We start from the raw sequence: 24,694 nt of genomic DNA, 5'->3' as shown, positions 1-24,694 counted from the left end.
TACGTGCCGTGCGGAAGTCGTGCCGGGGAGGGATTCGTGTCGTGCGTAAGTCGCGGTGCCGCGGTGGGAGCGGGGCGGCGCCGTGCGTAGCAAAGTAGAGGATCGTTGAACGATCCTTCAATACCCGTGTTGTTTCGTTCTGGTGTCTGCGGTTGAATTCCGGGCATGGCAGAGCAGCTGACGGGACTGGCCGACGACCGTGCCCTGCTGGGCCGCACCAGCACCGCCGAGCGGGTCTCGGACATCCTCAGAAGCCGTATCGCCGAGGGCTACTTCCCGCCCGGCACCCGGCTGTCGGAGGACAGCATCGGCGGGGCGCTCGGCGTCTCCCGCAACACGCTGCGCGAGGCGTTTCGGCTGCTCACCCACGAGAGACTGCTCGTCCACGAGTTGAACCGGGGCGTCTTCGTACGGGTCCTGACCGTCGAGGACGTCGAGGACATCTACCGCACCCGCCGCCTCGTCGAGTGCGCCGTCGTACGGGGTCTCGGCGCGCCGCCGTACGCGCTGGAGGGGCTCGCCGAAGCCGTCGCGCAGGGGCAGCGGGCGGCGCGCGAAGGTGGCTGGAAAGAGCTGGGCACGGCCAACATCCACTTCCACCGGGAGCTGGTCGCGCTCGCCGGCAGCGACCGCACCGACGAGCTGATGCGCAGCGTCTTCGCCGAACTGCGCCTGGCCTTCCACGTCGTGGACGACCCGCGGCGGCTGCACGAGCCGTACCTCACCCGCAACCAGCAGATCCTCCAGGCCCTCGAGGCGGGCGACCGGAGCGAGGCCGAGAAGATGCTCGCGGTCTACCTCGACGACTCGCTCCAACGGGTCGTGGAGGTGTACCGGCGCCGGGTCGGCGAAGACGGGTAACGGGTCCATGGCGCCAGGTCTGACAGTGAGGATGTAGGTGGCATCGCTCGGAGGTCTGACTCTGGGTCTGACCGACGCTTGGGCTGTCTTGGCGTTGAATCGTCGGCCTGCCGGGCGGTGCCGCTGTGCGCGTGGCCGGTCGGGCGTCCGTGACTTCAGGAGCCTGGCGAGAGGTCCCATCACTGTCTTGTCCGTCTGCCCGCCCGGCGCGTGCCCTCCCTGAACGCGTGGTACGAAAGGGACGGCACAGGCCAGCATGGCATCCCCGAACATAGCGGTGATCGGTGGGATCGACACCCACGCCGACCTCCACCAGGCCGCGGTGATCGACACCGTCGGGCGTCACCTGGGCACGTCCTCGTTCGAGACGACCCCGGCCGGCTATCGCAGGCTGCTGGCCTGGCTGCGGGCCCAGGGCGAGGTTCTCGCGGCTGGGGTGGAGGGCACCGGGGCCTACGGTGCCGAACTGGCCCGCTTCCTGCGGGCCGAGGGCGTCACGGTCGTCGAAGTCGACCGTCCCGACCGCAAGGCCCGCCGCGCCCAGGGCAAGTCCGACCCGGTCGACGCCTATGCGGCGGCAGCCGCGGTGCTCTCCGGCCGGGCCTGCGGAACTCCCAAGACCCGGGACGGGATCGTGGAGGCGATCCGCGCCCTGCGGGTGGTGCGCAAGAGCGCCGTCAAGGCCCGCACCCAGACCATCAACCAGATCCGTGCCCTGCTGGTGACCGCCCCGTCCGCGGTGCGCGAGGAGGTGCGCGGCCTACCCCCCGCCCAGCTGATCGGCGCCCTGACCCGTCTTCGGCCGACAGGCGAGCCGGCCGACCCAACCTGCGCGGTCAGGATCGCGCTACGCCGACTCGCCCGCCGTTACCAGGCGCTACAGGCCGAGATCAAAGAGGCGGACACCGAACTGGCCCTGCTGGTCACCCGGGCAGCGCCAAGCCTGGTCGCCTTGCCGGGCGTCGGGACCGAGACCGCCGGCCAGCTGCTGATCACAGCGGGCGACAACCCCGAACGCCTCAAGTGGCGCGCCCACCTGTGCGGAGCGGCCCCCGTCCCGGCCTCCTCAGGCCGCACCCACCGTCACCGCCTTAACCGGGGCGGTGACCGGTGGGCGAACAGCGCCCTGCACACCATCGTTCTGGTACGTATGCGCTACGACCAGCGCACCCGCGAGTACGTGGCCAGACGCACCGCCGAAGGCATGTCCACGAGGGACATCATGCGCTGCCTGAAACGGTTCGTCGCCCGCGAGGTCTACCGACTCCTGCCACGACCCACATGACCGCCGAACAGCTCACCCAAGCCGCTTGACGATCTATAGGAGCTTCAACGCAGGACGCGGGGCGCATCTGCGTCGTTTGGGTCGTTGTCAGACCGAGGACCTAGTCTGTGCACCGTGACTTCGCCTGCATCGACGGAAGGTGTTCCGCCCCAGCTCAGCACGGGGCCGCGCCCTGCCCTGGGCCCGGCTGCCGACGAGGGACTGGCGCGGCGGCTGCGCGCGCTCGCCTGCACCGCGCCGCTGCACGACCTCGACGCGCGCAAGGCCAACCTCGCGGGCGAGTACACGGTGTACGGCATGGCGGAGATCGCGCTCGCCGCCATCGACCTGGTCACGCTCACCATGGACTTCGACACCGGCGCCGACCACGACCAGGTCGTGGCCCGGCTCATCCCGCGCGTCGCCGCCCAGGCCCCGCAGCGGCCGGTCGCCGAGCACGAGCGCGTGGCGCGCTGGGTCCTGGAGAACCTGATCAACGTCGGCAGCGTCGACCGCGGCTTCCGCGCCGTGTACGGCACGTTCCAGCCGGACGGCACGTATGTGCGCCGTGACTACGACTTCAAGCTGATCGAGGAGGTCCCGGGCCCCGGCGGCAGCGTCTACCTCCGTACGACGGACGAGGCGGTCAACGTCCTGGTGGGCGCCCTCGACACCGATGTCACCAGCGCGCAGATCGCCGCCGAGGTCAAGCTCGAGGTGCTCATCAGCCGCGGCCGCCTCGCCGACGCCCAGCTCGCCGCCGAGCAGGCCCGCTACCGGACCGTGCAGTACTCGGAGACCCTGCGGAAGGCCCTGGAGGCCACCCGGCGCAACGTCCGGGCGGTGGACTGGCTCAACGCCGTGCCGGACATGATCGCCGAGGCCCTCGACCACGTCGCCGACCGGTACCGGCACGAGAACGCGATCCTCACGAACATCCGCAAGGCGCGCGACGAGTCCGAGGACCCCGAGCACAAGCGCCGTGCCGCCGAGCTGGTCGACATCGTCAAGGACTGCATCCGCCGGCACACGCAGTTGCAGTCCCGGCTGCTGGAGGCCGGGCCCCTGTTCCGCGCCGAGCAGGACCGGCAGGCCTTCGCCACACCCATGTCCGCCTCGAGCACAGACCTCTACGGCCACCTCCTCGCGCCGACCCTCCCGCTCCCTCTGGAGCAGGCCATCCGGGTCACGGACGCCTTCTTCGCGCGTGGAACCGGGCTGCGCACGCCGGTGTCCGTCCGGGTCGGGGACCTCGTCGACATACTGCTGACGCCGCCCGTGGAGCGGGAGCACCTCGGCGCGGAGATGCCGGAGCCCGACCTGATCGCCACGCCGGACGACAGCCGGTTCAGCGAGGAGCAGCTGGCGGCGGCGATGGAGCTGCTGGATCTGCCGGCGGACGCACCGCGCCGACTGTCGGGGCTGCTGGCCGAGGCGCGCCGCAAGGATCCCGACCTGCCGTATCTCGTCGCCCTGTTGGCCATACACGCGGCGAGTCCGCCGGTCGGCACGGCCTATCGCCAAGGGGAGGAGAAGCTGCTGTTCGCGGTCGACGACGGCACGGAGCTGGACGATCCGGAGTTCGGCGGAGCCGATCTCATCGTGGGCACGGCCCTGCTGGACGCCGCGGGAATGGCCGCCGACCGGACGGAGGCGGCGTGAGCGGCGCCGAGACACATACGTATGAGCAACAGCCCAGCAAGGAGCCCCAACCGTGACCGAGCACGTCGACTGGAGTGAGCCGGAGGCCGCTGCCGCGCCGGCGAGCTCCGCCGTCACGCCCGCCGACGCCGCCGACGCGGCCCGGCTCGTCGCCTTCGGGCTGCAGCCCAAGCTCCAGCCCGCGCGCGACCAGGAGTACGCGGAACTGCTGCGCCGGTACCGCGAGGACCCGGCGTTCGCGCGGCTCGCCGACGCCGTGGCCACCGGGCTCGGGCTCGTCGTGCTGGAGGTTTCCCCGCGCGCGGGGATGGCGGTGACCGCGGCGGAGGACTCGGTGTTCGCCGTCCGCATGGGTGACTACGCGCGTCGCACCTCCGCCGACTCGGCGGACCGGTTCCTGCACGGGCTCGCCCATCTCGCCGTCGCCGCCATGGCGTTCCCCAGGCCCGAGGACCTCGCCGACGACGGCTACATCGGGCGCGTCACGGTCAACGGCGTCGACGCCTTCGTGCGCCAGGCGTGCCGCCGCCTGGAGGAGCGGGCCGAGGAGCGGGGCGAGAACACCGACCCGGCCACCGACGCGCCCGGCCTGGAGGCCGCCTGGCGGATCTGGGCCAGACGCAGCGCGACCGGCGCGACCAAGGACGCGCGTCGGCCGGCCGCTTCGACCACCGGCATCGTGGCGAAGGCCGTGACGTTCCTCACCGACTCCGGCTTCCTGCAGCGCACGGGCGACGAGCACGGTGGCACGTACCGGACGACGGCCCGCTACCAGCTCCAGGTGCGCGACATGGCGGGCAGCGCCGCCATGGCCGAGCTCCTCGAACTGGGCGTCGTCCCGGTGACCGACGGCACGCCCACGCTGCTGCCCGCCGAGGACACCGACGACCTGGAACTGGTGGCTGACGCCGGGCTGCCCTTCCACTCCTGAACCCCCCTGATCCGCAAGAAGACTGACGAGAGTCCGCCATGTACGAGCTGTCTCGGGTCCGCCTCTACTCCATCGGGCCGGCCGGTGCGCGCTATGCCGACACCGTGCTCGACCTGCGGGGTGTGGGCGAGCCCGTGCCCGACCCCGCGCCCGCCCAGGTGGAGTTCTTCGAGGAGGAGCCGGTCGGCCCGCCGCGCCGGCCCGCGCCCGCCGGGGTGCTGTTCCTGGAGAACGGCGGCGGAAAGTCGGTGCTGCTCAAGCTGATCTTCTCCGTCATGCTGCCCGGCCACCGCAACACGCTCGGCGGGGCGAGCTCCGGTGTGCTGCGCAAGTTCCTGCTGGCCGACGACTGCGGGCACGTGGCGCTGGAGTGGCAGCACGTGCAGACCGGCGAGTGCGTGGTCGTCGGCAAGGTCAGCGAGTGGCGCGGGCGCCAGGTCTCCAACGACCCGCGGAAGTTCGCCGAGGCCTGGTACTCCTTCCGGCCCGGCCCCGGACTGACCCTGGACAACCTCCCCGTCGCCGAGTCCACCGCCGTACGGCCGCCCGCCGAGGGCCAGTCGGGCGCGCGGGGCCGCCGCCGCACCATGAAGGGCTTCCGGGACGCGCTCACCGAGGCCGGGAAGGCGTACCCGCACCTCGAGGTGCACTGGGAGGAGATCCACGAGCGCTGGACCGAGCACCTCGGCGACCTCGGCCTCGACCCCGAACTCTTCCGTTACCAGCGGGAGATGAACGCCGACGAGGGCGAGGCCGCCGGCCTGTTCGCGGTGAAGAAGGACTCCGACTTCACCGACCTGCTGCTGCGCGCCGTCACCGACACCCGCGACACCGACGGACTCGCCGACCTGGTCAGCGGCTTCGGCAACAAGCTGGGCCGGCGGGCCGAACTGATCGCTGAACGGGACTTCACCGCCGGGTCGGTCGACCTGCTCGGGCGGATCGTCGAGGCCGCCGAGGCCCGCACGCGCGCGCGTGAGATCCACTCCGGCGCCGAGCGCCGGACGCGGACGCTGGCGCGGCGGCTGTCCGCGCGGGCCGTGCAGGAGCGGGTGCGGGCCGCCGACCTCGCCCAGCGGGTGACGGCCGCCGCGTACGCCGTCACGCACTCCGAGGGCGCGCGGGAGCGCAGCGCGCTGATCGCCGCCGAACTCGCCTACCGGCACGCCTCGCTGGCGCTCGCCGCGGCCGAGAAGGCCGCCGCCGCGCAGAAGCGGGAGCTGGCCGACGCGCGCACCCTGCACTCCGCCTGGCAGGCCGCCGAGGCCGTACTGCGCCACCGCGCGGCCGCCGACCGCGTCGCCCGCGTGTCCGCCGCGATCCAGGAGGCCGAGCGCGACGCGGCCCCAGCACTGGCCGCGCGCGCCAAGGCCGCCGTCGATCTCGTAAGGGCCCTGCACGCGGCCGCGGAGAGCGCCGAGGCCCTCGCCAACGAGGAGGAGGAGCGGTCCGCGCAGCTGCAGGAGGTCAGCGAATCCGCCTACCGGGACTCGACCGCCGCCGCCACCGAGGCGCAGCGCGCCCGCAGCGAGGCCGGGCATCTGCGCCAGCGCCTGGCCGAGGTCGAGCAGGAGACCGCCGAGGCGGTGCGCGCCGGCTGGCTCGACGACAGTGCCCCCGACGCCGATCCGGCACGCGCGGCCCTCGCGGCCAGCGACGCCGAGAAGACGGCGGTCGCCGCCTGGGACGCGGCCCGCGAGGCCTCGCGGAAGGCCACGGAGCACGCGCGCGAGGCGGCCTCGGCCGAGTCCCGCGCGGAGCTGACGGCGGCCCGCGCGGCGGACGCGGCCACGGCCGCGGAGCGCGCGTACCAGGCGGAGCGGCGCATCGCCGAGGCGCTGGCGGGGGAGGAGCGGCTGGCCGAGCTGCTGAGCCTCACCAGCGGTGACGTACGCCCCGGGATCCCTCAGCCCCGGCACGAAACTGACAGTGAGCCGGCCGGCCCGCCCAGGCCGGGGGCAAGCTCTCTCACCCCCGAGGAGCTCGACCGCTTCGCCGACGAGCTGCGCGAGCTGCTCGACGACGCCGTCTCCTCCGCCGAGCGGCACCTCTTCGAGCTGCGGACCGCCGCCGCCGACGACGCCCGGATCCTCGGCGCGCTCGGCGACGGCGGCCTGCTGCCGCCCGGCCCCGACGTGCTGGCCACGGTGGAGTTCCTCGGCGAGCACGGCATCCCCGCGCTGCCCGGCTGGCGCTACCTCGCCCAGGCCGTCGACCCCGCCGACCACGCGCGCGTGTTGGCCGCCCGGCCCGAGCTGGTCGACGGCGTGATCATCACCGATCCGGACACGCACGCGCGTGCCCGGGAGGCGCTCGCCGACGCGGCCCTGCTGCCCCGGTCCGCTGTGGCCGTCGGCACCGCGGCCGCCCTGCTCGCGCCCACCCCGCCCACCGACGCGACCCCGGGTGACGTCTTCCTCGTCCCGCCGAACCCGGCCATGCACGACGAGCACGCCGCCGACGAGGAGCGGCAGGCGCTACGCGCGCGGGCGACCGAGCGGGACGAGGAGATCCGCGCGCTCGCCGCCCGGCTCGGCAAGGACCGCGAGCTCGCGGCCCGGCTCGCCTCCTGGCGCTCCGGCTGCCCCGCGGGGCGGCTCACCGAGCTGGCCGAGGCCGCGCGGGACGCCCGTGCGTTCGCTGAGGAGGCCGAGGCCGAGCTGGCCGAGGCGCGGACCGTGCGGGCCGAGGCCGACGAGGCCGCTGCCGAGGCCGCGCAGGTGCGCGACGAGCGGCAGGAGGCCGCGCAGAAGGCCCGGCGCGCCGCCGACGCCCTCGCCGGGCTCGCGTTCCGGCTGCGGGAGCGCAACGGCTGGCAGGTCAAGCTGCGCGAACTCGCCGACGAGGCCGCCGAGTCGGAGGCTCGCGCCCAGGCCTGCCTGGAGCGGGCCCGAGCTGCCGACGAGGACCGGCGTGCCGCCCAGCGCGCCGCGGACGACGCCCGCCGCACCGCCCGCGCGCTGCGCGCCGAGCGCTCCGAGATCGCCGGCGCCCCCGACGACGTACCGGAGACCGACGGTGAGGCGCCGAAGGCGTCCCTGCCCGCCCTGCGCGAGGCCTACCGGGCCGCATCCCAGGTCTATGAGAAGGTCGGCGTCGGCGCCGACCTGCGCGCCGAGCAGGCCCGCGCGGAGAGCGACGAGAGCGCGGCCCGTGCCGAGCTGGACCGGCTGAGCAACAAGGTCCGCACGCGCGCGGAGCAGCTGCTTCAGTCCCCGGAGGGGTCCGACGGGCCGTCCCGGCAGGCCGCCGCCGCCCGCGCCGAGGAGCTGGTGCAGCTCCTGGAGACCCGCATGTCGAGCGCCAGCGAGCAGCTGGGCCGACTGCGCGGCGAGGCCGAGCGGCACGCTCCGCAGGACGGTGAGGCGCACACCGAGCTGCCCGAGGACCTCGTCCCGCGCGACGCCGAGCACGCGCAGGCGCTGCTGCGCACGGCCACGGCCGAACTCGCCTCCCGTACCGAGGCGTTGACCCAGGCCCGCGCGGCCCACGCCGAGCTGCTAGAGGCCCACCGCGCTGCCGAGGACGCGGCCGGCGGCTTCGACGAGATCGCCGCGATGCTCCGCGACCTGCTGCGCGAGCACGTGCCCGAGGAGGAGCAGGAGGAGCCGGAGCCGTACCCGGGCAGCCTGGAGGAGGCCCGGCAGGCCGCCGCCGAGGCCCGCCGCTCGCTGCGCGGCTGCGCCGCCGACCTGTCGGCCGCCGAGGCCGCCGTGCGCGAGGCGAGTGACGTCCTCGTCCGGCACGCCAACTCCACGCGCTACGAGCAGGTCCGCACCCCGGCCCGGCAGCAGATCCGCGAGCTGCCGGCATCCGCGCTGCCCGAGCACGCCCAGAAGTGGGCGGAGGCCTTCGCGCCCCGACTCCGGGTCCTGACGGACGAGTTGGCGCAGCTGGAGCGGAACCGGGACTCGATCGTGGACCGCCTGCGCGGGCTCGTGGAGTCGGCGCTCGCCACCCTGCGCTCCGCCCAGCGGCTGTCCCGCCTGCCCGAGGGGCTCGGCGAGTGGTCCGGGCAGGAGTTCCTGCGCATCCGCTTCGAGGAGCCCGACCAGGCCACGCTCACCGAGCGGCTCGGCGAGGTCATCGACGAGGCGACCCGGGCCGCCGTGAAGAAGAACTCCGACCTGCGGCGCGACGGCATGTCCCTGCTGCTGCGGGGCGTGGCCGCCGCCCTCCAGCCCAAGGGCGTCGCCGTGGAGATCCTCAAGCCGGATGCCGTGCTGCGCGCCGAACGCGTCCCCGTCGGACAGATGGGCGACGTGTTCTCCGGCGGTCAGTTGCTCACCGCAGCCATCGCGCTGTACTGCACGATGGCGGCGCTCAGGAGCAACGACCGGGGCCGGGACAAGCACCGGCACGCCGGCACGCTGTTCCTGGACAACCCGATCGGGCGCGCCAACGCCACGTACCTGCTGGAGCTCCAGCGTGCCGTCGCCGACGCGCTCGGCGTCCAGCTCCTCTACACCACCGGCCTGTTCGACACGACCGCGCTCGCCGAGTTCCCGCTGGTCATCCGGCTGCGCAACGACGCCGACCTCAGGGCCGGGCTGAAGTACATCAGCGTGGAGGAACACCTCCGGCCGGGACTGCCGCAGCAGACCCCGGCCGGGGAGACGGTGCACAGCGAGATCACGGCGACCCGGATGTTCAAACGGCCCGCGCCGGCCGTCGGCTGATCAGCCGTCCTCCTTGATCAGATCGGCGCACTTCTCGCCGATCATCATGGTCGTGATGCACGGATTGACGGTGACGAGATCCGGCATCACTGAGCCGTCGGCGACCCTGAGGCCCTCGACCCCCTTGACCCGCAGCCGTGCGTCGAGCGGGGCCGAGGCGTCGTCGTCCGCACCCATCTTCACGGTGCAGGACGGGTGGTAGACGGTGTTGTGGGTCTTGTGGATGTAGTCGAGCAGTTCCTCGTCGGACTGCACGTCAGGGCCGGGCGCCAGCTCCGCGCCCGCCCAGCCGCTGAGCGCGGGCTGTTCGGCGATCCTCCGCGCCAGCCGCAGCCCGTACTTCATCACCCGCACATCGTGCTCGTGCGTGAAGTAGCGCGGGTCCACCTTCGGCTTGTCCCGGTAGTCCCGGGTCCGCAGCCGCACCGTGCCCCGCGACTTCGCGCGCGTCACGTTCGGCGTCAGGCAGAAGGCGTTCTCGGAGGTGGGGTAGCCATGCCGGGCGGTGTTCATGTCGAACGGCACCGATCCGTAGTGGAACATCAGGTCCGGCCGGTCCAGGCCCGGCTCGGTGTCGTAGAAGATGCCCGCCTCCCACCACTGGGTGGAGGTGGTGGTCATCGGCTGCTTCGCCTCCCACATGATGACGCCCTCGGGGTGGTCCTGGAGGTTCTCGCCGACGCCGGGCGCGTCCACGACCACCTCGACGCCGACCTCGCGCAGGTGCGTGGCCGGTCCGATGCCCGACAGCATCAGCAGCTTGGGGGAGTCGATCGCCCCGCAGGACACGATGACCTCGCGCCGGGCCGTACGGTCCGCGTGTGGATCAGGTCGGGGTCCAGGTACTCGGCACCGACGCACCGCCGCCCCTCCAGCACCAGCTTCTTGGCGCGCACCCCCGTCCGCACGTCGAGGTTGGGCCGCTTGCCCATGACCGGGTGCAGGTACGCCACGGAGGACGACTGCCGGATGTTGTTCTCGTCGGAGTTGATCTGGAACCAGTTCGCGTTTCGGACCACGGTCTTGCCGGTGTTGAAGGCGACCGTCGGTATGCCCGCCTGCGCGCACGCCTCCAGCAGGGCGGTGCCGCACGGGTCCTCGCTCTTCAGCGTGCGCAGCTTCACCGGGCCGGTGCGGCCGTGGTGGTCGCCGGGGGCGTCGTTGTTCTCCAGGCGCCGGTAGAGCGGGAAGAGGTCGGCCGCGCTCCAGCCCGTGCAGCCCTTCGCCGCCCAGTCGTCCAGGTCCTCGGCCGGGGCCCAGAAGGCGATGCAGGAGTTGTGCGACGAGCAGCCGCCCAGGACTTTCGCGCGGGCGTGCCGCATGTAGCTGTTGCCGCTGGCCTGCGGCTCAACGGGGTAGTCCCAGTCGTAGCCGGATTCCAGCAGACCCATCCAGCGTTCCAGCCGCAGGACGTCGTCGTCGCCGACGTCGCTCGGTCCCGCTTCCAGGACGCAGACCGTGACGGAGGGATCCTCGGAGAGCCGGGCCGCGACCACGTTGCCCGCGGTGCCGCCGCCGACCACCACATAGTCGAACTCGTCGATATTCATGAGCAGTTGGCCTCCTTAGTCGGCCGCCGGAGCGGCGAGGGGAGTGGTCGGGGCGGGCGTGGACTCCAGCCGGTGCTCGGCGAGCACGCCGGTCCGGTGCCGCTGGACGAACCAGTAGTAGGCGTAGCCGCCGCCCGCGATGACGGCGACGAACAGGACCGCGCCCCAGCGCAGGTACCAGTGGTACGGGGCGGTCGCGTTGTAGACCGCGGCCCGCGGCCAGAGCAGGTTCAGCGTCATCGCGGCCCCCCACACCACTGCGACGATGTTGACGAGCAGCCCCCAGCGGCCCAGCGAGAACCTGCCCTCGCCCGCCGGCTGCCACGTCCCGCGCAGCCGGGCCACCAGCATGGGCGCGGTCACGCCCAGATAGGCCAGGTAGATCATGATGATGCCGATGCTGGTGACGACCGTGAAGATCTGCGGCTGGCGGATGTTGACCACCAGGATCGCCAGCGCCAGCACGCCGATGATCACGGCCGGGAGCACCGGGGTTTTGAAGCGCGGGCTGACCCGGGCCATCAGGGAGGACGCGGGCAGGTTGTTGTCCCGGGCCATCGCGAACGCCAGCCGGATCGCCGCCGTGTGCACGGCCAGCGCGCACACCGTGACCGCGATCAGCACGCACCACAGCATCGCCTTGCCGGCCGTCGGCCCGAGCACGTCCAGCACGACGTACTGCAGACCGTCCGTGGACAGCTTGTCGCCCTTCAGGCTGGAGACGCTCATCAGCGCCAGCAGCAGGACCAGGCCGCCCAGGACGAAGGAGGCGACGATCGCGCGGATGATGGCGCGCGGCGCGTTCCGCGACGGGTCCAGGGACTCCTCGCCGAGCGAGGCGGCCGTGTCGAAGCCGTACATGACGTACGCCGACGCCAGCGAGGCCACGAGAAACGCGCCGAGGTAGCCGGTCGAGTAGCCCGTCCCGGTGCCGTTGGTCTGCATGACCACTTGAGGACCACGTGTGATGTGGACGGCGAAGAGGACGATCAACACGACCGTGGCGATCAACTCGATGAACACACCCGCCGTGTTGATCGTGGCCATCAACTTGACACCGAAGGCATTGACGAGCGTGGTGAACAGGATCAATACCGCTGCCAGGATCACCGCGTTGGTCGCCACGTCGTACGTGCCGGTGCCGTCCCCCACGAACTGGAAGGCGGAGGAGATCTGCGGCAGCGTCAGCTGGTAGGCGAGCGCCACGGCCGAGATCGACACGATCGAGGCGATCAGCATCATCCAGCCCGCGAGCCAGCCCAGGTGCGGATTGCCGATCTTCTTCGACCAGTTGTAGACGGAGCCCGCGACGGGTAGCGGGCGGCCAGCTCCGCGAAGCACAGGGCGACCGTGAACTGGCCGACGAAGACCATCGGCCACGACCACCAGTAGGCGGGGCCGCCGCTGCCGTAGCCGAAGTAGAAGAGCTGGAAGGTGCCGGTCAGGATCGAGATGTAGCTGATTCCGGCCGCGAAGGTGTGGAAGTTGCCGAGGGTGCGTTTGAGTTCGGGTTTGTAGCCGAACTCGGCCAGTTCGGCGTCGTCGTGGTGGGGTGGGCCTGGCGGTTGCTCGGTTGTCGTCATGAGCGGACTCCTGGTGGGCCTCGGGACGCTGGGGGCGGGGCTCGTGCGGGGGCCGGGGTCGGAAGGGGCGTCAGGCGAACCAACCTCGGGGGGAGGGGGCCGTGTTGCGCCAGATGTGCTTCGTCTCGCGGTACTCGGCGAGCCCGGTGGGCCCGAGTTCGCGCCCGAAGCCGGACTGTTTGAAACCGCCCCACTCGGCCTGCGGGACGTAGGGGTGGTAGTCGTTGATCCAGACTGTGCCGAGCCGCAGCCGCGCCGCGACCCGCGCGGCCTTGGCCTCGTCACCCGTCCAGACGGCGCCGGCGAGCCCGTAGATCGTGTCGTTGGCGAGCCGCACGGCCTCGTCCTCGCTTCCGAAGCGCTCCACGGTCAGCACCGGCCCAAAGGACTCCTCCCGCACCACCGACATCCCGTTGGTGCACTCGTCCAGCACGGTGGGCAGGTAGTAGAACCCCGCGTCGTAGCCCGGACCGGAGGGCCGCCTGCCGCCGCACCGCAGTACCGCGCCCTCCTCCAGCCCCTTGGCGACGTACGCCTCGACCTTCGTCCGGTGCGCCGCGGAGATCAGCGGCCCGGTCTGTGCGCGGTCGTCGAAGGGCCCGCCGAGGCGGATCTCCGATGCCCTCCGGACGACCTCGTCGACGAACCGGTCGTGCAGCGCGTCCTCCACCAGCAGGCGCGCTCCGGCCGAGCACACCTGGCCGGAGTGCAGGAACACCGCGGTCAGCGCCATGTCGACGGCCGCGTCGAAGTCGGCGTCCGCGAAGACGATGTTGGGGTTCTTGCCGCCGAGTTCGAGGGCGACCTTCTTCACCGTGCCGGCCGCGGCCGCCATCAGGCGGCGGCCGGTCTGCAGACCTCCGGTGAAGGAGACGAGGTCCACGTCCGGGTGGTCGCCGAGTGGGGCGCCCGCCTCCGGACCGGCGCCGAGCACCAGATTGCCCACACCGGGTGGGAGTCCGGCCTCCTCCAGCAGCCGCATCAGCAGGATCGCCGTGTGCGGGGTCAGCTCGCTCGGCTTCAGCACGAAGGCGTTGCCGGCGGCGAGCGCCGGGGCGACCTTCCAGGAGGTCTGCAACAGGGGGTAGTTCCAGGGGGTGATCAGTGCGCAGACGCCGACGGGCTCGTACACCACCCGGCTGTCCACGTCCTCCGTACCGGTGTCGATCACCCGCCCGGTCTCGCTCGCGACCAGCCGCCCGTAGTAGCGGAAGCAGTTCACGACGTCGTCGATGTCGTACGCGCTCTCGACGAGCCGCTTGCCCGTGTCCAGGGACTCGGCGCGGGCCAGCGCCTCCTTGTCCCGGACGAGAAGGTCGGCGACGCGCAGCAGCAGGTCACCGCGCTCGTTCGGGGACGTACCCGGCCAGGGACCCTCGTCGAAGGCGCGGCGGGCGGCGGCGATCGCCTCCACCGTGTCCTTGCCGCCCGCCTCGTCCACGACCCCGACCAGGGAGCCGTCGGCGGGACAGCGGATCTCGCGGGTGCGCTCGTCGACGGCGCCGCGCCAGGTGCCGTCAATGAACAGGTCCGGCATGGCCGCCTCCCAGCTGCTGAAGGACCCACTCGTGGAAGATCCCGATGTGGTGCTCGTTGGGGACCAGCACCCCGCCCCCGCGGTACGCGCGGGACGACATCGCCGGCTGGGTCCGCTCACAGGCGTCGAAGTCCTGGACGTTCACCCGATGGAACAGTTCCACCGACTTCGACAGGTCCGCGCCCGACTCCACGACCTCAGGCGCGTACAGCCAGTCGCACTCGACGACCGTGCGGTCCTCGGCGAGCGGGAACATGCGGTGCAGGATCACGTGGTCCGGTACGAGGTTGATGAAGACCGTCGGCTTCACGGTGATCGCGTAGTAGCGGCGGTCCTGGTCGTCGGTGACGTCGGGCAGCTTGGCGAAGCCCTCGCTGCCGTCGACTGTGAAGCCCTTGACCTCCTCGCCGAACTCGGCGCCGTGGCCCACGTAGTACTGGGCCGCGTAGCCGTCCGCGAACTCCGGCAGGACGTCGGTGAGTTCGGGGTGGATCGTCGCGCAGTGGTAGCACTCCATGAAGTTCTCGACGATCAGCTTCCAGTTCGCCTTCACGTCGTACGTGATGCGCCTGCCGAGCGCGAGCTTCTCGGTGCCGTAGCGCTCGATGGCGGCCGGGTCGCCGAGCCGTTCGACGGCGGCGCCCATCACCGTCTCCTCGAAGGAGGGCGGTTCGTCGGCCAGGCACACCCAGGCATAGCCGAGCCATTCGCGCAGGGCGACCGTCGCCAGGCCGTACTCGACGCGGTCGACGTCCGGCATCTTGATCAGGTTCGGCGCGGCGACCAGCTTGCCGTCGAGGTCGTACGTCCACGCGTGGTACGGGCACTGCAGGGTCCGCCGGAGCTCGCCGGACTCCTCCAGGCACAGCCGGGCCCCGCGGTGGCGGCAGATGTTCAGGAAGGCGCGCAGCTCGCCGGTGCGGGTGCGGGTGATCAGGACGCTCTCGCGCCCTACCTGGACGGTGCGGAAGGCGCCCGGCCTGGCCAGGTCGGCGCTGCGGACCGCGCAGAACCACAGCGACTCGAACAGCAGCTGCTGCTCCTGCCGGAAGATCTCCGGGTCGGTGTAGTAGTGCCCGGGGAGGGTGGCGATCAGGCTCGGGGAGATCGGGGTCGTCGTCACGTGCGTGCTCCTCAGGCGGGCGCGGCGGCGAGGCGGGTGGGGTCGAACAGGCCGATGGGGTGCTCGGTGGTGCCGGTCAGGGCCAGGTCGGCGAGGATCTCGCCGACGACGGGCACGAACTTGAAGCCGTGCCCGGAGAACCCGCAGGCCACGGTGACCGAGTCCGGGTGCGCGGGGTGGCGGGCGATGACGAAGTGCTCGTCCGGGGTGTTGGAGTACATGCAGGTTGCGGCCTTGAGGAAGGTGCCTGGCAGGTCCGGGATGCAGCCGGCCATGTGGTCGGCCATCGCCCGGACCTCGTGGTCGTGGACGGTCCGGTCGATGGTCTCCGGAGTGGTGACCTGGCCCTTGCGGAAGAAGGCGACCTTGGCGCCCAGCTCCGGGCCGTTGATGGCCGGGAAGCCGTAGACCTGGACGCCGGACGCGTCTTCCCAGATGTAGATCGGGTGGTTCTCCGGGAGGAAGGGCTGGACGCCGCCCTTCGGCTGGAACCAGTACATGACCTGCCGCTCGATCGTGAACGGCACTCGGAGGTCGGTGAGCAGCTGCGGCGCCCAGGCGCCCGGGCAGATCACCAACTGGCGGGCGCTGTAGGTGTTCTCGGAGGTGTGGACGCGGACCCCGTCCCGGTACGGCTCCCAGCGCGTCATCGGCTCCTCGAAGTGGAGCTCGGCGCCCTGCCGCGTGGCCAGCTGAAGGTGCGCGGCGACGGTGTTCTCGGGCCGGAGCAGTCCTGCCTTCCGCTCGTACAGCGCCACTTCGTCGTCCTTCGGCGCGAGCGTCGGGAAGCGGCGGCGGATCTCCTTGGCGTCCAGCACCTCGTGCGGCAGGTCCCACTCCTGCGCGGAGCGCAGCGAGCCGGAGACGGTCCGGGAGTCGGGCCGGCCGACCATCACGCCACCGCTGAGGACGGCGATCTCGCGCCCGGTGGCTTGCTGCAGGTCCTCGTACAGCTCGTAGGCGCGCAGCAGCAGCGGTACGTACGCCGGGTCCTCGAAGTACGACTGCCGGGTGATCCGCGAACCGCCGTGGCTGGAACCGCGGTTGTGCACCGGCCCGAACTTCTCCAGGCCGAGCACGCGAGCACCGCGCGCGGACAGATGGTGGGCGGCGGCGCTGCCCATGCCGCCGAGACCGATGACGATCACGTCGTAAGTGGGGGACACGGTGGGCCTCCTAGCGGCGGATGCGGGTCATCTTCGGGTCGAACAGCGGCTCGTCGGCGACGGTCGCGAGGACCTTCTCGCCGAAGTACTCGATGTGAACGCCGCTGCCGGTGGTCAGGTGAGCGGGCAGCCAGGCGTAGGCGACGCAGCGGCCCAGCGTGTAGCCGTACGCCGCGCTGGTCACGTAGCCGGCCGGGACGCCGTCGACGTATACGGGTTCCTTGCCGAGGACGTTCGCGGCGGGGTCGTCGAGCAGAAGCGGGGTGAGACGGCGAGTGGGCTCGCCGGCCGCCTCCAGCGCGGCCTTTCCGGTGAAGCCGTCCTTGTCCATGCGCACCGCGAAGCCGACGCCCGCCTCGAACGGAGTGTGCTCGTCCGTCATGTCGACGCCCCAGGCGCGGTAACCCTTCTCCAGGCGCAGGGAGTTGAACGCGGACCGGCCGGCCGCGACCACACCGAGCTCCCGGCCCGCCTCCCACAGCGTGTCCCAGAGCCGGAGCCCCAGGTCGGCGGTGGTGTACAGCTCCCAGCCCAGCTCACCGACGTAACTCAGCCGCATCGCCGTCACCGGGACGTGCCCGATGTACGTCTCCTTCGCGCGGAAGTAGCCGAAGCCCTCGTGCGAGAAGTCGTCCCGGGCCAGCGGCTGCACAAGGTCGCGGGCGAGCGGGCCCCACACGCCGATGCAGCAGGTACCGGAGGTGATGTCCCGTATCTGCACGTCATCCGGTGCGTGCCTGAGCAACCAGTCCATGTCCGCGGGGGAGTTGGCGCCGACCTGGAAGCGGTCGGAGCCGAGGCGGGCCACGGTCAGGTCGGAGCGGATGCCGCCCGTCTCGTCGAGAAGAAGGGTGTAGGTGATCGCGCCGGGTTTCTTGCGCAGGTTGTTGGTCGTCATGCGGTGCAGGAAGCCGAGGGCTCCGTGGCCCGTGACCTCAGGCGACGCAAGGGCGTCATGTCGTACAGCGCGACCTTCTCGCGGGTCGCCTTCGCCTCGGCGGCCGCGATCGGCGACCAGTAGCGGGCCGACCAGGCGTCGCGCTATGGCAGGTTCAGCCCGTCCACGAGCCGGGCGTTCGCCTCGTACCAGTGCGGGCGCTCCCAGCCGCCACCCTCCAGGAAGAAGGCGCCGAGGGCCTGCTGGCGGGCATAGAAGGGGCTGACCCGCAGCGGGCGCGGTTGCTCCATCGGCTGGAGCGGGTGCAGGACGTCGTACACCTCGACGAACTGCTGCGCACCGCGTTCCGTGATGTACGACGGTGAGCGCTGCGCCTCCTCGAAGCGGGTGAGGTCGCACTCGTGGACGTCGAGGGACGGCCGCCCGTCGACCATCCACTCGGCGACGGCCCTGGCGACGCCGGCGGAATGGGTGACCCAGACGGCCTCGGCCAGCCAGAAGCCCCTGAGCGCGCGCGACTCGCCGAGGACGGGCATGCCGTCGGGGGTAAAGGAGAAGACGCCGTTGAAGCCTTCCGCGATGTCGGTGTCGCGCAGGGCCGGGATCAGTCGGCGGCAGTCCTCCCAGCTCGGGGCCCAGTCCTCCTCGGTGAACGGATAGGAGGACGGCATGTCCATGCTGCGGGCGCGGGCCTCGTCGTACGGCAGGACCGCGAACGGATCGACGGGCAGCGGCCGGTGGGCGTAGGAGCCGATGCCGATGCGGTCGGTGTGCTCGCGGAAGTACAGGTCGCGGTCCTGGAAGCGGAGGATGGGGCGGGAGGCTTCGGCCCGGTGGTCGGCGAGCTCGGGCAGCGGCTCCGTCTTGGCGTACTGGTGGGCGAGCGGTTGCAGCGGTACGTCGATGCCCGCCATGCGGCCGATGACCGGGCCCCAGAAACCGGCCGCGGAGACGACGTGGTCGGCGGGGAAGGTGCCCTGGTCGGTGACGACAGCGGTGACCCGGCCGTTCTCCTTCTCGATCCCCGTGACCGTGTGGCGGTCCAGGAACCGGGCGCCCCTGCCGGTGGCCCGTTCCATCTGGGCGCGGGCCGCGAGCAGGGCGCGGGCCAGGCCGTCGTCGGGGGTGTGGAAACCGCCGAGGACCACCGACTCGTCGAGGAGCGGCCAGAGCTCCTTGCAGCGGGCGGTGCTCACCACTTCGCCGCGGATGCCCCAGGAGGCGGCATAACCTGCCCTGCGATGCAGGTCGGCGAGGCGCTCAGGGGTGGTGGCCAGCTCCAGGCCACCGACCGGGTCGAAGCAGGAAACACCCTCGACCTCGAGGGAGTTGAACTTCTCGACCGTGTACTTGGCGAACTCCGACAGGGTCTTGGACGGGCTGGTCTGGAAGACGAGGCCGGGCGCGTGCGAGGTCGAGCCGCCCGGAGCGGGCAGCGGGCCCTGTTCGAGAACGGTGACGTCGGTCCAGCCGCGGGCGGTGAGCTCGTCGGCGAGGGAGCAGCCGACGATGCCGGCGCCGATGACGACCACACGGGGACTGCTGGGGCGGGTGCCGGGCCTGGAACCGTGGGCGGCGGTGGACCCGTTTTCGGACGTGCTGGACATGCCCCTCCTTGCGGTGGCGGGGATGGGGGTCGGGGAAGCCGCTTATGCGGCGGGCACGTTGCGCCGCTCGGCGGCGATCGTCGTGTCCTGGCCGTGCCCGGTGCGCACGACGGTGTCGCCGGGCAGGGTGAGCAGCCGGTTGCGGAGGGAGGCCTCGATGGTGGGGCGGTCGGAGTAGGAGCGGCCGGTGGCGCCGGGGCCGCCGTGGAAGAGGGTGTCGCCGGTGAACACCGTGTCGAGGAAGGGCACGTAAAGCGAGCAACTGCCCCAGGTGTGGCCGGGGTTGTGGATCACCTGGAGCTCGATCCCGGCGACCGTGAGGATCCGGCCGTCGGTCAGCTCGCCGTCCGGCTTGCGGGCCGAGTGGGTGTGCGACCACAGCTCGTTGTCGTCGGGGTGCAGGAGGACGGGCGCGCCGGTCAGGGCGGACAGCTCGGGCGCCGCGTCGATGTGGTCGTCATGGGCGTGGGTGCAGACGATCGCGGTGACCCGGCGGCCCGCTACGGCCTCGTGGATCGTACGGGCGTCATGGGCGGCGTCGACGACCAGCACCTCCTCCTCGTCGCCGACCAGCCAGACGTTGTTGTCGACGTCGAAGGTCTCGCCGTCGAGGCTGAAGGTGCCGGAGGCAGGAGGACGGGCGCGCCGGTCAGGGCGGACAGCTCGGGCGCCGCGTCGATGTGGTCGTCATGGGCGTGGGTGCAGGCGATCGCGGTGACCCGGCGGCCCGCTACGGCCTCGTGGATCGTACGGGCGTCATGGGCGGCGTCGACGACCAGCACCTCCTCCTCGTCGCCGACCAGCCAGACGTTGTTGTCGACGTCGAAGGTCTCGCCGTCGAGGCTGAAGGTGCCGGAGGTGACGACGCGCTCGACGCGCACGGTCCCGTGGACGCTCACAGGACCACCACCGAGCGCAGCACCTCACCCCGGTGCATCTTGCCGAACGCCTCCTCCACCTGGTCCAGGGCGATGGTCTCGGAGACGAACGCGTTGAGGTCGAGCAGTCCGTACAGGTACTGGTCGATGAGGAAGGGGAAGTCGCGGCTCGGCAGGCAGTCCCCGTACCAGGACGACTTGATGGCGCCGCCGCGCGAGAACACGTCGATCAGCGGGAGCTCGACCTTCATGTCCGGGGCGGGGACACCGACCTGGACCAGCAGGCCCGCGTGGTCGCGCATGTAGAAGGCCTGCTTGAAGGTCTCGGGGCGGCCGACCGCGTCGATGGCGATGTCGACGCCGAAGCCGTCGGTGAGTTCCCGGACCGCCTCGACCGGGTCCGTGCCGCGGGAGTTGACGGTGTGCGTGGCGCCGAACTTCTCCGCCTGGTCGAGCTTCTTGTCGTCGATGTCGACGGCGATGACCTTCATGGCGCCGTTCAGACAGGGGCCGGCGATCGCGGCGTTGCCGACGCCGCCGCAGCCGATGACGGCGACCGAGTCGCCGCGGCCGACGTTGCCGGTGTTGACCGCCGCGCCGTAACCGGCCATGACGCCGCAGCCGATCAGGCCCGCGGCCTCGGGGCGGGCGGCCGGGTCGATCTTCACCGCCTGGCCCGCCGCCACCAGGGTCTTCTCGGCGAAGGCGCCGATGCCCAGGGCGTTGGTGAGCGGTGTGCCGTCCAGCAGCGTCATCGGCTGGGTGGCGTTGCGGGAGTCGAAGCAGTACCAGGGGCGGCCGCGGCGGCAGGAACGACAGGAGCCGCAGGGCGCCCGCCAGGCGAGCACCACGTAGTCGCCGGGGGCGAGGTCGGTGACGCCCGGGCCGACCGCCTCGATCGTGCCGGCGGCCTCATGGCCCAGCAGGAACGGGAAGTCGTCGGTGATCGCGCCCTCCCGGTAGTGCAGATCCGTGTGGCAGACCCCGCAGGCCTGCACGTTCACCAGCACCTCGCCCGGGCCCGGATCAGGAACCACGATCGTCTGCACCTCGACGGGTGCGCCCTTTTTGACAGCGACTACGGCACGGACCTCGTATGGCACGACCAAGCTCCTCTGCTGTTGCGCAATGCACTATGGGTTGCGCGATGGGGAACATAGTGAGAACGGCGTCGAGTGGCCGTCAAGAGGTGTGCGTTAACCCTCGGCAAAAGGAGCGGGAGGGACGAAACCTGCCGGACACACAGCAGCGCGGGACCAGGGAGTTCCCGGTCCCGCGCTGTGGTGGGTGGCCGTCCCGGCGCCGCGATCGGTGTGCGCCGGTGCCTGCTCGGGGTTGCTCCCAAGCCGCAGTTCAGAGGCCTTGGCTCAGAAGCCGTAGCCCATGCGGCGGGACAACTCGACCCCGGCCGCGACCGTCCGCTTCGCCAACTCCGGCAGCCGGTCCGGATTCAGCCGGTACACCGGCCCCGAGACGCTGATCGCGGCGATCACCTTGCCGTCGTGCGCCCGGACAGGCGCGGCCACGGCGGCGAGCCCCAGCTCCAGCTCCAGCTCCTCGATGGTGATCCCGTAACCCTGCTCCACCACCGCCTCCAGCTCGTTGCGGAGCATCGACGCGCCAGTGATCGTGCGCTCGGTGAAGCGGGGCAGGGGGCGCGCCAGCAGGCCCTCGCGCAGGGTGGGCGGCATGTGGGCGAGCAGCACCTTGCCGCTGGAGGTGGCGTGCAGCGGGGTGCGCCGGCCCAGCCAGTTCTGCGCGGTCACGGAGGCCGTGCCGCGGGCCTGCATGATGTTGACCGCCGCGTCGTCGTCCAGGACCGCGATGTTGACCGTCTCGCCCAGCTCGTCGGCGAGCTCGCGGCAGACCGGCACGCCCTCCTGGGAGATGTCCAGCCGCACTGCCGCCGCCCCCGCCAGGCGCAGCACGCCGGCCCCCAGGTAGTACTTGCCGCGGTCCTTCGCCTGGGCCACCAGGCCGCGGTTCTCCAGGACGCCGAGCAGCCGGAACGCGGTGGACTTGTGGACGTCCAGCTCGTCAGCGATCTCGGTGACGCCCGCCTCACCGTGCCGGGCGAGGATCTCCAGCACGCTCACGGCGCGGTCCACCGACTGCACCGCGCTGGCAGCGCCTCTACCGTTCTGCTTCGCCGAGTTCCCTGCGGGCTCCTCGCCGCGGTCGGACTGCTTCTGCGTGCGGGTCATGGCTCAACTCTCACCACCTGTCGGCCCTGTTTGGGCCGCATCTGCGGGAAACCCTTGACGCAACGGTCGCCCGGCCCGGATTCTGTTGCGCATAGCGCGCTTGCGTGCGCCATATGAAACATCATGTTACCGAAGAGTCCGACGCCCGGAAGGGGGCCGGACCGTCCGGACCGACGATGGTCCGTCCTCCCCGCACGTGCACAGCCCGGACCGACGACGGTCCGAACTCCCTGACTTCCTGGACCACATGGGTCCGGACCGAGTGTCCTGGACCGAGAGGGGGGCCCGTGATTCCCGTCTGCCGCCTTGAAGACCTCCCCGAGGGCGAGTCCGTCCGCCTCGACATCACCCCGCCCGTCGCCGTGTTCCGCACCGACGACGGCGAGTTGTACGCCATCGACGACACCTGCACCCACCAGGACGCCTCCCTCTCCGAGGGCTGGCTGGAGGGCTGCCTGGTCGAATGCCCGCTGCACGCCGCCTCATTCAATCTCCGTACGGGACAGCCGACCTGCCTCCCGGCCCGCCGCCCCGTCCGCACCCACCGTGTCACCGTCGACGACGGCATCGTCCACGTCCACCTCGCCGCGGAGGAGGGAACGGCCGCATGAACGCACTGAACATACGGCGTACGGCGCTCCGCCCTGCGGCGGCCCCGCGCTCGGTAGCCCTGCGCCCGGCGGCCCTGCGCCCGGCGGACCCGCGCGCGGCGGAGGCCGAGAGGAGCCGCACCGCATGAGGACCGTGACCGTTGTCGGCGCCTCCCTGTCCGGGCTGTACGCCGCCCGTGAGCTGCGCGCCCAGGGCTTCGAGGGACGACTGGTGATCGTCGGCGACGAACCCCACCGCCCCTACGACCGCCCGCCCCTGTCCAAGGACTTCCTCACCGGCCGCGCCGACGAGGCCCAGCTCGCCCTCACCGATGCCGAGGAGACCGCCAGCCTCGACGCCGAGTGGCTCCTCGGCGTCCGCGCCCGTGGTCTGGATGCTCGGGGCCGCACCGTCCTGCTCGACGACGGCCGCACCGTCTCCACCGACGGCGTCGTCATCGCCACCGGCGCCTCGGCCCGCCGCCTCCCCGGCGACCGCCTCGCCGGCGTCCACACCCTGCGCACCCTCGACGACGCCCGCGCCCTGCGCGAGGACCTCACCCGGGGCCCGCGCCAGGTCGTCGTCATCGGCGGCGGCTTCATCGGGGCCGAGACCGCCTCCTCCTGCGCCGCCCTCGGCCACACGGTCACCGTCGTCGAGGCCGCCCCGCTGCCGCTCGTGCCCCAACTCGGCGCCGAGCTGGCCGCCGTCTGCGCCACGCTGCATCGCCGGGGAGGAGTGGACCTGGTGACGGGCACCGGCGTCGCCGGACTGCGCGGCACGGTCGCCGTCACCGGCGTCGAACTCGCCGACGGAAGCATCCTCCCTGCCGACGTCGTGATCGTCGGCATCGGAGCACGCCCCAACACCGCCTGGCTGGCCGGCTCCACGCTCGCCCTGCACGACGGCGTCCTGTGCGACGACGGCTGTGCGACCGCGCTGGCGCAGGTGGTCGCCGTCGGCGACGTCGCGCGCGTCGGGGGCACCCGGGCCGAGCACTGGACCTCCGCGACGGAGCAGCCCCGCGTCGCCGTGGCCAACCTGCTAGCCGGGCGGACCGTCGAGACCATGCGGTCGGTGCCGTACTTCTGGTCCGACCAGTACGGCGCCCGTATCCAGTTCGCCGGCCACCGTCAGGACGGCGACACCGTCCGCATCACCGAGGGCGAACTCGCCGACGGCGCACCGGCCGAGGGTGGCTTCCTCGCCGTGTACGAGCGTGACGGCCGTACGACCGCGGTACTCGCCGTGGACCGCCCCCGCCCTTTCATGCGGGCCCGCCGCGAACTGGCGCGGACGGAGAGCCGGGTGCAGCCGGCCGCGCTGTGAACGCGCGGTGACCGACGCGGTGTCAGGGGGCCTGGCCGGCCCCGCGACAGACGCCCTCGAGCGGGCTCCGCCGAGGCGCGCCTAGGAGTGCGACAGCTGTCCCGTGCCGCCCCGCCGGCGTATTCGCTCCTGGGCCCGTTCGGCCGCCCGCTCCTCACGCCGGGTCCGGCGGCGCTCGCGCCGCAGGGCCCGTGCCGTGCTGCTCGGCGTCGACACCACGCCGTTGCGCTGGTTCCATACCTGGCGGGTCACCCAGACGTCGAGCGCGGCCCAGGTGGCCACCACCGTGCTGGCCACGCTGCTGAGGACCATGGGGAACGCCAGCCAGGACCCCGCCATGGTGCACAGGAACGCCACCACCGCCTGTATCAGCGTCACGGCGATGATCAGCACCGCCCGGACGGCCGCCTCACGCACCGGATCCGGCAACCGGCGCCGCCGCGCGGGTTCCTCGACCCACAACGGCTTGTAGTAGGGCTGCTCCTGCGCCGCGTGTGCCGCGGCGACCCCCGGCTGCTGCTCGTCGCCCGCCGCCGCTGAGCCGCACGGCGTGGCCGGTCCGCCCGCGCGCGCCGAAAGCCCGTGTCCGGCCTCCGGTGCGCCCGCATGCGCCAAAAGCCCGCGAGCCCCCTCCGTGTCGTCCCCGACCGCCGGAATGTCGCTATCCCGTGCCTCAGGCGCCCGTTGCGCCACTGTCAGCTGCGCCGCCCCGCCGTCACCGGCCGTCTGGCGCCGCTCCGCCGTGTCCATCAACGTGTCACTCCCCACCGCCAGCAGGCCGCTCGCCCCGGTGTCCGAAGACCCGACTCCCCAGTGGCTGCCCGGCTTGCG

The 24,694-nt window shown here is 72.0% G+C and carries 14 protein-coding genes and 5 pseudogenes; 8 read left to right on the top strand and 11 right to left on the bottom strand.

Going from position 1 to position 24,694, the window contains the following annotated elements; translation table 11 throughout:
- The first annotated feature begins 165 nt into the window (after positions 1 to 165).
- The 5 genes from ABZV31_RS28015 (at position 166) to ABZV31_RS27995 (ending at position 9,397) form a co-directional block, all read left to right on the top strand.
- Positions 166 to 861 (top strand): GntR family transcriptional regulator, encoded by a 696-nt coding sequence (locus ABZV31_RS28015; protein ID WP_355899220.1) that lies wholly within the window; start codon positions 166 to 168, stop codon positions 859 to 861.
- 256 nt (positions 862 to 1,117) lie between these two features.
- Complete coding sequence (locus tag ABZV31_RS28010) at positions 1,118 to 2,146, top strand: IS110 family transposase (protein WP_355899218.1); 1,029 nt, start codon at positions 1,118 to 1,120, stop codon at positions 2,144 to 2,146.
- Positions 2,147 to 2,260: 114 nt separating this feature from the next.
- On the top strand, positions 2,261 to 3,787 hold the full coding sequence (locus ABZV31_RS28005) for a hypothetical protein (protein ID WP_355899215.1): 1,527 nt from the start codon (positions 2,261 to 2,263) through the stop codon (positions 3,785 to 3,787).
- A 52-nt stretch (positions 3,788 to 3,839) separates the two neighbouring features.
- Entirely contained in the window at positions 3,840 to 4,718 is an 879-nt protein-coding gene (locus tag ABZV31_RS28000) for a hypothetical protein (protein WP_355899212.1), read from the top strand.
- Positions 4,719 to 4,756: 38 nt separating this feature from the next.
- Positions 4,757 to 9,397 (top strand): hypothetical protein, encoded by a 4,641-nt coding sequence (locus ABZV31_RS27995; protein ID WP_355899209.1) that lies wholly within the window; start codon positions 4,757 to 4,759, stop codon positions 9,395 to 9,397.
- Here the strand turns inward: ABZV31_RS27995 and ABZV31_RS27990 are convergent.
- The 10 genes and pseudogenes from ABZV31_RS27990 to ABZV31_RS27945 form a co-directional block, all read right to left on the bottom strand.
- A pseudogene (locus ABZV31_RS27990) lies at positions 9,398 to 10,947 on the bottom strand (GMC family oxidoreductase N-terminal domain-containing protein).
- Between the two features lie 15 nt (positions 10,948 to 10,962).
- Positions 10,963 to 12,530 (bottom strand): annotated as a pseudogene (locus ABZV31_RS27985) (amino acid permease).
- Between the two features lie 70 nt (positions 12,531 to 12,600).
- The gene (locus ABZV31_RS27980) at positions 12,601 to 14,067 is read right to left on the bottom strand and encodes an aldehyde dehydrogenase family protein (protein ID WP_355899206.1); all 1,467 of its coding nucleotides are present in this window, start codon (positions 14,065 to 14,067) and stop codon (positions 12,601 to 12,603) included.
- Positions 14,048 to 15,190, bottom strand: a complete 1,143-nt coding sequence (locus ABZV31_RS27975; protein WP_355899203.1) for an aromatic ring-hydroxylating dioxygenase subunit alpha — start codon at positions 15,188 to 15,190, stop codon at positions 14,048 to 14,050. The genes ABZV31_RS27980 and ABZV31_RS27975 overlap by 20 nt, the downstream gene beginning before the upstream one ends.
- A gap of 11 nt (positions 15,191 to 15,201) precedes the next feature.
- The gene (solA, locus tag ABZV31_RS27970) at positions 15,202 to 16,356 is read right to left on the bottom strand and encodes an N-methyl-L-tryptophan oxidase (protein ID WP_355899200.1); all 1,155 of its coding nucleotides are present in this window, start codon (positions 16,354 to 16,356) and stop codon (positions 15,202 to 15,204) included.
- Positions 16,357 to 16,366: 10 nt separating this feature from the next.
- Positions 16,367 to 18,861, bottom strand: a pseudogene (locus tag ABZV31_RS27965) (FAD-dependent oxidoreductase).
- Positions 18,862 to 18,903: 42 nt separating this feature from the next.
- A pseudogene (locus ABZV31_RS27960) lies at positions 18,904 to 19,488 on the bottom strand (MBL fold metallo-hydrolase); the annotation flags it as partial.
- A gap of 50 nt (positions 19,489 to 19,538) precedes the next feature.
- A pseudogene (locus tag ABZV31_RS27955) lies at positions 19,539 to 19,643 on the bottom strand (MBL fold metallo-hydrolase); the annotation flags it as partial.
- A 113-nt stretch (positions 19,644 to 19,756) separates the two neighbouring features.
- Positions 19,757 to 20,842 carry an S-(hydroxymethyl)mycothiol dehydrogenase gene (locus tag ABZV31_RS27950; RefSeq protein WP_355899197.1) on the bottom strand — a complete coding sequence of 362 codons (1,086 nt, stop codon included), beginning with the start codon at positions 20,840 to 20,842 and terminating at the stop codon, positions 19,757 to 19,759.
- Positions 20,843 to 21,106: 264 nt separating this feature from the next.
- Positions 21,107 to 21,943 carry an IclR family transcriptional regulator gene (locus ABZV31_RS27945; RefSeq protein WP_355899194.1) on the bottom strand — a complete coding sequence of 279 codons (837 nt, stop codon included), beginning with the start codon at positions 21,941 to 21,943 and terminating at the stop codon, positions 21,107 to 21,109.
- Positions 21,944 to 22,230: 287 nt separating this feature from the next.
- Here ABZV31_RS27945 and ABZV31_RS27940 point away from each other — a divergent pair, with 287 nt between their 5' ends.
- From ABZV31_RS27940 to ABZV31_RS27930, 3 genes are read left to right on the top strand one after another with little or no spacing between them, the layout of a single operon-like run.
- On the top strand, positions 22,231 to 22,554 hold the full coding sequence (locus tag ABZV31_RS27940) for a bifunctional 3-phenylpropionate/cinnamic acid dioxygenase ferredoxin subunit (protein ID WP_355899191.1): 324 nt from the start codon (positions 22,231 to 22,233) through the stop codon (positions 22,552 to 22,554).
- Entirely contained in the window at positions 22,551 to 22,682 is a 132-nt protein-coding gene (locus ABZV31_RS27935; protein WP_355899189.1) for a hypothetical protein, read from the top strand. Before ABZV31_RS27940 ends, ABZV31_RS27935 begins: the two co-directional genes overlap by 4 nt.
- A complete protein-coding gene (locus tag ABZV31_RS27930) occupies positions 22,679 to 23,863 on the top strand; it encodes an FAD-dependent oxidoreductase (protein WP_355899186.1) in 1,185 nt (394 codons plus the stop codon). Before ABZV31_RS27935 ends, ABZV31_RS27930 begins: the two co-directional genes overlap by 4 nt.
- A gap of 81 nt (positions 23,864 to 23,944) precedes the next feature.
- Here the strand turns inward: ABZV31_RS27930 and ABZV31_RS27925 are convergent, their stop codons facing one another.
- Positions 23,945 to 24,613 (bottom strand): hypothetical protein, encoded by a 669-nt coding sequence (locus tag ABZV31_RS27925; RefSeq protein ID WP_355899183.1) that lies wholly within the window; start codon positions 24,611 to 24,613, stop codon positions 23,945 to 23,947.
- Between the last annotated feature and the right edge of the window lie 81 nt (positions 24,614 to 24,694).

The organism is Streptomyces sp. NPDC005202 (genome assembly GCF_040608235.1).
Taxonomy (GTDB): domain Bacteria; phylum Actinomycetota; class Actinomycetes; order Streptomycetales; family Streptomycetaceae; genus Streptomyces.
This window is presented reverse-complemented; position numbering and strand designations above follow the sequence as displayed.